This window comes from Halovivax sp. (assembly GCA_007119345.1).
In the GTDB taxonomy this organism is placed as follows: Archaea; Halobacteriota; Halobacteria; order Halobacteriales; family Natrialbaceae; genus Halovivax.
In genome coordinates this window covers 1-10,297 of record SKPV01000126.1, presented here as the reverse complement: position 1 = coordinate 10,297, position 10,297 = coordinate 1, and the positions used below count along the sequence as shown (strand labels likewise).

At 71.5% G+C, this 10,297-nt stretch carries 8 protein-coding genes and 1 pseudogene; 5 read left to right on the top strand and 4 right to left on the bottom strand.

All coding sequences use genetic code 11. From position 1 onward, the window contains the following. Nucleotides 1–214: 214 nt before the first annotated feature. Nucleotides 215–406, top strand: a pseudogene (locus tag QZT59_RS08775) (porphobilinogen synthase); the annotation flags it as partial. 192 nt (nt 407–598) lie between these two features. Beyond that, nucleotides 599–1,093, top strand: coding sequence for a twin-arginine translocation signal domain-containing protein (locus QZT59_RS08770; RefSeq protein WP_290814369.1), 495 nt, complete (start codon nt 599–601; stop codon nt 1,091–1,093). Between the two features lie 163 nt (nt 1,094–1,256). Here the strand turns inward: QZT59_RS08770 and QZT59_RS08765 are convergent, their stop codons facing one another. After that, entirely contained in the window at nt 1,257–3,473 is a 2,217-nt protein-coding gene (locus tag QZT59_RS08765) for a prolyl oligopeptidase family serine peptidase (RefSeq protein WP_290814366.1), read from the bottom strand. A gap of 181 nt (nt 3,474–3,654) precedes the next feature. Between QZT59_RS08765 and QZT59_RS08760 the strand changes: the two genes are divergently transcribed. After that, nucleotides 3,655–4,929 (top strand): glutamate-1-semialdehyde 2,1-aminomutase, encoded by a 1,275-nt coding sequence (locus QZT59_RS08760; RefSeq protein ID WP_290814363.1) that lies wholly within the window; start codon nt 3,655–3,657, stop codon nt 4,927–4,929. A gap of 203 nt (nt 4,930–5,132) precedes the next feature. Here the strand turns inward: QZT59_RS08760 and QZT59_RS08755 are convergent, their stop codons facing one another. Beyond that, nucleotides 5,133–5,831, bottom strand: coding sequence for a hypothetical protein (locus tag QZT59_RS08755; protein WP_290814360.1), 699 nt, complete (start codon nt 5,829–5,831; stop codon nt 5,133–5,135). Between the two features lie 197 nt (nt 5,832–6,028). On the opposite strand from QZT59_RS08755, the gene QZT59_RS08750 reads away from it, so the two are divergent. Both QZT59_RS08750 and QZT59_RS08745 read left to right on the top strand, forming a co-directional pair. Beyond that, nucleotides 6,029–6,739 (top strand): hypothetical protein, encoded by a 711-nt coding sequence (locus QZT59_RS08750; RefSeq protein WP_290814357.1) that lies wholly within the window; start codon nt 6,029–6,031, stop codon nt 6,737–6,739. A gap of 176 nt (nt 6,740–6,915) precedes the next feature. Further along, the gene (locus tag QZT59_RS08745; RefSeq protein WP_290814354.1) at nt 6,916–8,082 is read left to right on the top strand and encodes an XdhC family protein; all 1,167 of its coding nucleotides are present in this window, start codon (nt 6,916–6,918) and stop codon (nt 8,080–8,082) included. A 70-nt stretch (nt 8,083–8,152) separates the two neighbouring features. Here QZT59_RS08745 and QZT59_RS08740 read toward each other — a convergent pair whose 3' ends face one another. Both QZT59_RS08740 and QZT59_RS08735 read right to left on the bottom strand, forming a co-directional pair. Then, nucleotides 8,153–8,815, bottom strand: a complete 663-nt coding sequence (locus QZT59_RS08740; protein ID WP_290814351.1) for a nucleotidyltransferase family protein — start codon at nt 8,813–8,815, stop codon at nt 8,153–8,155. A gap of 1 nt (nt 8,816) precedes the next feature. After that, a complete protein-coding gene (locus QZT59_RS08735) occupies nt 8,817–10,220 on the bottom strand; it encodes a dihydroorotase family protein (RefSeq protein WP_394348644.1) in 1,404 nt (467 codons plus the stop codon). Nucleotides 10,221–10,297 lie beyond the last annotated feature (77 nt).

The following is a 10,297-nucleotide window of genomic DNA, read 5'->3' as shown; positions in this document are numbered from 1 at the left end:
CGTCCAACGTCCCGCAGATAGTCGCCGGCGCGATCCCGGGCGCGCTGCTCGCGATCGGCGCCGACGTCGCGCTCGGCAGGGTCGAGCGGCTCCTCGGCGGGAGCGGCGGGGTCAGAGACGCAAGCATGGCGGCGTAGGGCCCGGATCCATCTCGCGAAACGGGTTTCGATCGGCTTTGTTTAGACGCCTGAATTCATAGGCTTGAACGGTCGAGCGCGAGGTCGCCCTCGACGTCGAGCAGGGGGCGGACGTCCTGATGGTCAAGCCCGCGCTCCCGTACCTCGACGTCGTCTCGGCCGTCCGCCGCGAGTTCGATCACCCCGTCGCCGCGTACAACGTCTCCGGCGAGTACGCGATGCTCCACGCCGCCGCGGAAAAGGGGTGGCTCGACTTGGAGGACGTCGCGCGGGTGCTGTGAGGCCGCCCCGGTGAGCGGGGCCGTCAGCGGTGCAACCGCGTGGCCCGCCCCGAGCGCGCTGGGTGTGCCCCGCCGACCGGACCAGTTGGAACCTCGAGGTGTCCGTCCGCGAGATATTATCAATAGTCATTTCTCACTCGGCAGAAATGTTTTAATAATACACTCGTCTTGGTCGAGTCGATGCGCGACGAACTATCACGACGAAGAGTCCTCGAGGCGACGGCCGCCGTAGGGATCGCGACGAGCGTCGCTGGATGTACCGGTTCGCTGCCGATGGTCGGGGACTCCGGACCGTGTAGCGACGCGGAATCGTTCTTCGACGCCGCGATCGAGGGCGACGGCGAGGCCGCCGTGGAGTACGTTCCGTACGAGTACGATCCGGACCTGGACCGCGAGGCGGCGCTCGCGGAGTACGAGATGAGCGAGCAGGACGAGGAGATGATGGAGGAGTTCGACATCGACTTCTCCTGCGAGGAGTCCGAGTCCCTCGACGAGGACGAGATCGACGACCTCGGGGCCGACCTCGGCGACCACGAGATCACGGCCGCCGAGGAGCTCCGGTTCGTGACGTCCATGTCGGGCGAGTTCATGGGCGAAGAGATCGAAGAGGAGCACGAGGACACCGGAATCGTGGTCGAGATCGACGGCGACGGCTGGTACATCTGGGAGGACTAGCGGTCGTTCGCTTCGAGGGAGCGGCGGCCGGCTCCGGTCGAGTATCGATCGACGTGTTATCGGGCGGAAGCCGAGTCTGACCGGGTATCCGCGGAGTTGAGCCGGATTGTAACCGATACCGGGCCGTTCGTCCCGGTCGACTGATCTCACCCCACCGCGACGCTCACGAGCGCAGGTGCTCGTCGAGGAACGGACGCACCCGGTCCAGCGCGTCGCGCCAGGTGTCCCGCGATTCGAACATGTGGTTCTCCGCCGGATAGTACATGACCTCGAAGTCCCGCTCGGCCGCGACGCACTCACCGACGAGGGCATCGAGTTGGTCGAACGGGACGTTGGGGTCGGCCGTCCCGTGCAACGAGTACAGGGGCGTGTCGAGATCGTCGACGAACGAGGCGGGGGAGGCGACGCGGTAGGTCTCCCCGATCGCCTCGTCCTCGTCCGCCTCGTCGGGATGGCCGCCGAAGCGGGCGACGAATCCCCGGCCCGCGCCCCAGTGACGGTCCGTCGCGTACTGGACCCAGTCGGCCCAGTCCCAGACGCCGGCGAAGTTGACCGCGCAGTCGTAGGCGTCGGTCCGCGTCGCGACGGCGCACGCGAGGAAGCCGCCGTAGCTCAGCCCCCAGAGGCCGACGCGGTCGCCGACGGCCTCGTGCTCGCGGCAGAACCGGGCGGCCGCGACGCAGTCCGCCACGTCCGCCGCCCCGATCGCCTCGTGGATGCCGTGCTCGACGTCCCGGCCGTAGCCGATGCCGCCGCGGTAGTTCAGCGCGAGCACGACGTACCCCTTCGAGACGAGCAGGTGGTTGAACGCGTGGAAGAAGGCGTACGATCGCATGTGGTGGAACCCGCGGCGCATCTGCCGGACCGGCCCGCCGTGACACCAGACGACGGCCGGCCGGTCGTCGCCGGGTTCGGCGTCCGGCGGGACGTACAGGTAGCCGGGGACGGTCCCCGCCTCCGCGGCGTCGGGCCCCGCCCCGTCATCGGCCTCCGTGCTGGGCCGGTCGCCCGGTTCCCGGGAAATCGACACCGGTTCGGGCTCCGGGAACGACTCGAAGACCTCGGGCTCCGGGTGGGTCCGCGAGACCCGGCGCAGGTCGCCGTCCGCGGCGTCGACGAGGTGCACGTCCGCGGGCGTCGTCCGACCCGACCGGATCACCGCCAGGCGGTCGCCGTCCGGACCCCACTCCGGGTAGAGCGCGTTCCCCGGCTCGTCGTCCAACACCGTCCGATCCTCGACCGTCCCCGCATCGGGGTCGACCGTCGCGACGACGAGGTCGCGCTCGCCGGGGTCGCGCTCGTTGGTCACGTGGGCCAGCCGCCGACCGTCGGGATCCCAGGCGGGCTCGTCGAGCGCGTCGCCGCGGGCCTCGAAGTCGCCCTCGGTGACCTGCGCGACGCCCGGCCCGCCGAAACCGGGTTCCGGTTCCGCGTCGCGGCCGGCCTCGGTCTCGTCCGCCGCGACGACGCTCCGCCGCGTTCCGACGTCCACGGCGTAGACGTGGTGGGAGCCGGTCCGCGCCGAGAGCGTCGCGAACCGACCGCCGTCCGTGCCGACGATCGGGTCGCGGGCCAGCCCGCGCTCGTCGCGCTCGGCGAGGATCGTCGGCCCCGGACCGGGATCGTCGACCGACGCCGCGCGGTACCGCCGGCGGGTGCCGTCGACGGTCTCCTCGGCGTAAACGAGCTCGTCGGGGCCGACCCAGTCGAACGCGTCGATCACGCGACCCTCCGTGGGCCCCGGACGGCGCGACCAGGCGACCTCGCCGGCGTCGACGTCGTAGACCGCCAGCCCGAGGCCGTCCGCCGGCGCCTCGACGATCGTCGCCAGGCGGCGGCCGTCGGGACTCCACTCGAGCGGCGTGCCCGCGAAGAGCGACGCGACGGTGAGGCCGTCACCACGGTCGCCGTCGCCGTCACCGCGATCGGCGTCGGCGCCATCGCCCGCGCCGAGTGCGCGGCTCGATCCCGCCCCGAGATCGAACAGCCAGGCCTCGCCGTCCCGGATCGCGGCGAGCCGGTCGCCGTCGGGGTGCCAGGCGAGCGAGGCGTGGTCCGCGGGGGCCTGCGCGAGGAGCGTCCGCTCCCCGCGCTCGACGTCGAGGCGTTCGATCGCGCCGTCGGCGACGAACGCGAGCTCGTCGGAGGCGCCGGGCCGCCAGGCGAGCTCCGAGACGGTCCCGCACTCCGTCCGAGCGTCGGGTCGGTCGTCGGGAAACCCGAGGTCCGTCCCGTCGACGTCGCCGGCGGCGCGGACGACGACGTCGGTGTCGCCGCCGTCGAAGCGCAGGTAACCGATCGCGGTGCCGTCGTCGTTCCAGGCGTGGTCGTGGACGTGCCGGAGGGCGAGGGCGTCCGGAAGCGTGAACGTCGTTCCCATACCACGCCTGGAGGGTCCCCCACCGTCAACGTACGGGTCGCGGTGGGATCGACCGGGAGTCCGGGCGAGCGGAAGCCGCCCGAAGCGACGACGCGGCGAATCGATCCCGGGCGCCGCGGCGCCGGTCGGCCGCTCGGCGAACCTCGGTACTTCTTTCCCCCACCGCGACCAACCGCCGAACATGAACCACGACGAGTCCCGCGCGATGTACGATCGGGCGCTCTCGGTCATGCCCGGCGGCGTCAACTCCGCCGTCCGGGCCGCGATCGAGCCGTACCCGTTCTTCGTCCGGAAGGGCGACGGCGGCCACGTGATCGACGCGGACGGCAACCGGTACGTCGACTGGGTGATGGGGCTGGGGCCGCTCCTGCTCGGCCACGACCTCCCGGAGCAGGTGCGATCGGCCATCCAGCGCACGGCCAGCGAGGGGCCGATGTACGGCGCCCCCACCGAGGTCGAGGTCGACCTCGCGGAGTTCGTCGCGCGCCACGTCCCCAGCGTCGAGCAGGTGCGGTTCGTCAACTCCGGTACCGAGGCGACGGTCTCGGCGATCCGGCTGGCTCGCGGGTACACCGGCCGGAACAAGATCGTCGTCATGCAAGGCGGCTACCACGGCGCCCAGGAGTCGACGCTGGTCGAGGGCGACGCCGAGAACCCGCGGCCGTCCTCGGCGGGGATCCCGCAGTCCTTCGCGGAACACACGCTTCCGGTCCCGTTCAACGACCGGGAGGCGATGACGGAGGTCTTCGCGGAACACGGCGAGGATGTCGCCGCGGTGCTCACCGAGCCGATCCTCGGCAACTACGGCATCGTCCACCCCGAGGAGGGCTACCACGAGTTCCTCCGCGAGATCACCGACGAACACGGCGCCCTGCTCGTCTTCGACGAGGTCATCACCGGCTTCCGGGTCGGCGGGCTCGGCTGCGCCCAGGGGCACTTCGGCGTCACGCCCGACCTGACCACCTTCGGCAAGGTCGTCGGCGGCGGCTTCCCCGTCGGCGCCGTCGGCGGCTCCGCCGAGATCATGGAGAACCTCGCCCCCGCGGGCGACGTCTTCCAGGCCGGCACCTTCTCCGGCCACCCCGTGACGATGGCCGCGGGCCTCGAGACGCTCCGCTACGCCGCCGAACACGACGTCTACGACCACGTCGACCGGCTGGGCGAACGCCTCCGGGAGGGACTCGAGGAGATCGTCGCCGACCAGGCGCCGGAGTACACCGTCGTCGGCGCCGCGAGCACCTTCAAGGTGATCTTCACCCGGGACGGTACCCCGCCGAAGAACGCCGCCGACGTAAAAAAGGCCGAGACCGACCGCTGGCGGCGCATCTTCTGGGAGCAGATGAAAGACGAGGGGGTCTTCCTCTCGCAGAATCAGTTCGAAGCTCAGTTCGTCAGCGCCGCCCACACCGGCGAGGACGTCGATCGAACGCTCGAGGCGTACGAAGCGACGCTGTAGCGGGCGTCTCCGCACCGCCTCCTCGCTCGTCGTCGCCGCTCGGATGGTTTGCTCGTCACCCCGGCTCGTTCACTCGCCGTCGCTCGGGTCGCTCACATTTCACCCCGGCTCGTTCACTCGCCGTCGCTCGGGTCGCTCACATTTCAGCGCGGCTCGTACACTCGTCGTCGCCCGGGTCGCTCACCCATCGCCGCTCGAGTCGCTCACTCGTCGTCGCGGTCCGTCCCGACGACGACCTCGTGGGCCCGGCCGTCGTCGTCGACGACGGTCACCGTCGCGGCCGAGGGTGGATCGTCGGCCGCGATCGCCCGGACCACGGCGCCGACGGCGGTCATCTGCTGGGCGCAGACGTCGCCCGCCCCGGGATCCTTTTCGACCGCGGCCTCGACCGACAGCGTCCCGTCGTCCGAGGAGACCTCGCGCACCTCCAGCCGGTGGCACAGGTCGCGCGCGCCGGCCTCGACCACCACGGCCACCGCCTCGGCGAAGTCGGTGTCCTCGAGCGCCTCCGCGACCGCGGATTCCTCGCCCGCGAACTCGTGGTCCTCGACCCAGGCGCGGGCGCCGTCGGCGGACGCCAGGAACTCGATGCGCGGCTCGTCGGGGTAGCCCCCGTGGTCGTAGCGGACGACCTCGGCCTCCGCCAGGCCGTTGCCGGCGTCGATCGTCGCCGCGTCGTCCTCGTCGTCGGCGTCCTCGTCGTCGGCGGGGTCGGCGTCGTCGTCCGTCGCATCGTCGGAACCGGCGCTCTCGTTCCCCGAGTCGCCGCCCTCACCCGACGAGTCGGCGTCGTCGGTCCCGCCGCGGGCCGGATCCGCCCCCTCCTCGCTCAGACAGCCGGCGGCGAGCGCGAGCGCGGACGCCGTGGCGGCGAGGAGACCGCGACGCGTCTGGGTTGCCATATACGTGATCGTACGAAACCGCGACTTGAGTTCCTATCGGTAGGTGAAACGGTTCTTTCACCGAGTGTTTACCGTCCGATTCCGAAGACGATCCGGTCGCCCGCCACACTGGAGGGTCGATATCCGACGCCGGAACCCGGTGACCGATAGCGCCGGAAGCGGTAGACGTATCAGATGCCGGGGGGAAGACGGAGAAAATGTCGGGCGGCGCGTCGATCGGCTGGGGACGGACGATCGAGCGACTCTGCTACCTCTACCCGCCGGTGATCGGCGTCGGCGCGATCGGCGTGCTCCGGGAGGCGGATCCGGGCGTCCCGCTGCTCGGCGAGGGGCTGGTGCTGGTGGGCACCTTCGGCTACCTCGCGGTGACGGTGGCGCTGGCGATCGCCGTCGGGCTCGACGCGCAGGCGCTCGGGCGGACCGGCCGCTGGCGGCCGCGGCCGGGGCTCAACGGGGCGACCGCGGCGCTGATCGGACCGGTGGCGGGCGCGGTCTACCTGGCTCGGCGCCACCGGCGGTTCCCCACGCCGGCCGGGTGGTCCGGGTGGTGGCTGGTGATCGCGCTCTCGCTCGGGACGACCCTGTTCGCCATCGCCGCCGCGGCGATCGGGGTCGCGCTCGCGCTCCCGATGCTCGCGCTGACCGGCGTCGCCGTCGCCGGGGCCATCGCCCTCGGCGCGTTTCCGGTCGCGATCCACCTGGACGCCGCCTACGTGGCCGAGCGGGGGCTGGAATGGCGCCCCAATCCGGGGGTCTACCTCGGGCTGGCGTTCCTGAGCCTCTCGGTGCCGGTGCTCCAGCCGATCGTGGCGGCGTACTACCTCGTCCGGCGGCGGCGAGCGCGGACCGAAGCGAGCGAAGCGAGCGAGATCCGCGGTGATGCGAACGGTGAGCGTAGCGAGCCGTGAGCAGCGCGGACCGAAGCGAGCGAAGCGAGCGAGATCCGCGGGTTTCGAGCGACCGAGAACCGCGGTCCGAGGCGGCGTTTTTTCGCAGATCGCTCGACCGCCGGAACCGGACGATCGACCCCCGCGGCGGGAGGAACGGGGATAACGGATTTACTGCTCCCGCACCACGTCCGCCCATGGAGGAGCGCGATGCGCCGGACCCCTGGGGCGCCACCACGCTCGAGCTCTTCGAGCGCCTGGCGACCGCGCTGGCCGACGGCGACGCGGCGGAGCTGGCGGTCGCCACCGTCGTCGCGGTCGACGGATCCGCCTACCGACGCCCGGGGGCGAAGATGCTGGTCGACGCCGACGGAACCACCCTCGGCGGGATCACGGCCGGCTGCCTGGAGGGACCGCTGGTCGACGTCGCGGCCGACGTCCTCGCGGCGGGCGAGCCCCGGATCGAGACGTTCGACCTGACGGACGACGGCGACGGCTGGGGGCTGGGCCTCGGCTGCGAGGGGATCGTCGACGTCCTCGTCGAACCGGTCGACGAGTGCTGGCGCGAGCCGGTCGCGGCCTACCACGACGGCGACCCGCGGACGCTCGTCACGGCCCTCGACGGAGCCGAGACCGCGCTCGGCGAGGACCTCGCGGGGGCCAGGTCGGTCGTCCGACCGGGCGGGACGGTAGTCGAGTGCAACGGCCGCGCGGAGGTGCCGGCCGAAATTCTCGACCGCGTCGCCGACCACGCGAGAGCGCGGGCCGAAGACGGCTCCTGGAGCCGGCACACCGTCTCGACCGCCGACGGCGACGTCGAGCTGCTCGTCGACGGCGTCCGGCCGGCGGATCGGCTGCTCGTCTTCGGGGGCCAGCCGGACGTCCGCCCGGTGACGCGACTGGCCCGGGAGGTCGGCTTCCACGTGACGGTCGCGACCGCCCGCGGCGCGCAGGCCGAGGAGTCGGCGTTCCCGCGGGCCGACCGCGTCGTCGCCACCCACCCGACCGACCTCGGCGACGTCGTCGACGAGCGCACCCACGTCGTGGTCATGTCCCACAACTTCGTCGACGACCGGCTCGCCCTGAAGGCGCTGCTCGAGACGGACGCCCCCTACATCGGGTTGATGGGGCCGCGCGAGCGGTTCCGCCGGCTCAGAGACGACCTCCGGGACGAGGGCGTGACGCTCTCGGCGACCGACCGCGAGCGGATCGCCTCGCCCGTCGGCCTCGACCTCGGCGGCGGCGAACCGGTCGAGATCGCGCTGAGCGTCGTCTCCGAGGCGCTGGCGGCGAGCAACGGGCGAGCCGGCGGCCGGCTTCGCGACCGCGAGGGACCGATCCACGACCGGCCGGCGACCGAGTGATCGATTCCCGGCCGATGGCGAGGACCGAGTGATCGAGTCGCGGTCCCGAGCCCGCGACCGCTATCGGCCCTCAGTCCCGGCACCCGCCCGGCCACCGGAGGTGCTCGAGGTCCACCCTCGTGTCGACGTCCAGGTGGATCCCGGGATCGTCGACGGGAACGCGCCGAACCTCGATCCGGTCGAACAGCTTTCGGCCGCCGGTGTCGCCCGACAGCGACGCCAGCGCGTCGAACTGGCCCGAGTTGAACAACGCGGGATTGCCGCGGCGGCCCTCGTACGTCGGAACGATCGCGGCCGGTTCGTCGTCGGCGGACCGGTAGGCGGCGACCAGGCGCCGAGTCGTCGCCGGATCCACGCGCGGCATATCCCCCGGGAGGAAGGCGGCCGCGTCGGCGTCCAGCTCGCCCGCTCGGCGGGCGCCGAGGCGAACCGACGCGCTCTGGCCGTCCTCGTAGTCCGGGTTTTCGATCGTCTCGTCCACCGCATCCTCGAGCGCGTCGCGGACGGCGTTGGCTTCGTCCCCGAGGATCGCGACCGTTCGACCGACGCCGTCGACGGCGAGCGACCGGGCGGCGCGGCGGACGATCGGCTCGCCGTCGACCGTCGCGAGCAGCTTGTTGTCGGTCGTGGCGCCGTTCTCGCTCGCATCCCGGCGCTCGTCCGCCAGCTTCTTCGCGGCGGCGAAGCGCCCTCCCTCGCCCGCGGCCAGCACGACGCCGACGATCGCGCCCATCTCACTCGAGGGCGACGCCCTCGGGCCCGCGCGCCAGGTAGTTCCGGCCGCCCGGCTCGGCGCGTAGCTCGCCGTCCTCGACGACGACGTCGCCGCCGACGATGGTGTGGGTCGGCAGTCCCCGCAGCTCCTCGCCGTGGAACGTCGAGTAGCGAGGCTCCATCGTGTGGTAGAAGTCGTCGTCGACGACGGCCGACTTTTCGAGGTCGACGATCACCATGTCCGCGTCCGATCCTTCGGCGAGCGCACCCTTTCGGGGGTACAGTCCCCACCGCCTGGCGTTATTTTCGGCACAGACCTCGACCAGTCGCTCCATGCTGATGCGGTTCTTGTTCACGCCCTCGTGCATCATGACGGGCAGGAAGTACTCGATGCCGTTGTTGTCCCCGGGGATCGCCTCCCAGATGTCGCCGTGCTTGCCCTCGCCTTTCTCCTTGAACTCGATCTTGTGGGGGCAGTGGTCGGTGCCGAGGTAGTCGACCACGCCCGTGCGCAGCCCCTCCCAGAGGCGTTTTTTGCTCGCCTCGCCGCGCAGCGGCGGGGAGATCTTGCCCCAGACGCCGAGGTCCGCCTCGTCTTTCGTGTGCGCGAGAAACGCCGGGAGCGTCTCGGCGTGGAGGTTGACGCCCCGCTCCTGGAAGCGCTCGCAGATGTCGACGCCCTCGCCGGTGGACATGTGGACGACGTACGCCCGGGAGTCGGTGTACTCGGTGAGCCGGCCGATCTGTTCGATCTGCATGGCCTCGCAGATGTTGGGCGCCGACTCGCTCCAGGCTTCGAGGTCGTTGCGCCCAGCTTCCTGGAGTTCCCGGCGCCGTTCGTACGCCAGGTCCTCGTTCTCGGCGTGGAACATCACGACGCCGCCGGGGATCTCCGAGACCCGGTCCAGGACCCGATAGACGCGCCCCGCGTCGGAGTGGTCGATCCCGAGCTCGGGAGAGGCGTGTTTGTACCAGTTGAAGAAGACCTTGAACGAGCGGATCCCCTCCTCGGCGAGGGCCTCGATCTCCTCGACGTGGTGGTCCTGGTGGACGATCGCGTGGTAGGCGAAGTCGATGTAGGAGTGCTCCTCGCCGGCGCGCCGGAAGAAGTCCACGTCCGGGAGGTAGGGCTCCGGCTGCAACAGGAAGTTGACGACGGTCGTGACGCCGCCGTGGACCGCCCCGCGGGTCTCGGTCTCGAAGTCGTGCTCGAGGCCCTCGTGGTAGTCGTACTCGTATCGCGAGAGCCCCCAGTGGACGTGCGGGTCGACGAACCCGGGGATGAGGTAGTTGCCCTCGGCGTCCACTTCCCGCTCGGCGCGCGGAAGGTTCGACTCGTCGCCGACGGCGACGATGGTCCCGTCCGCGGCCGCGACGCCGCCGCTGATCGTCCCGGACGGGGTCACCACCCGAGCGTTCACCACGCGGAGGTCCGCCCTCGCCTCTCGATGGTCCGCCGCCGACTCTCCGCCGTCCGCCCTCGCCTCTCGATGGTCCGCCG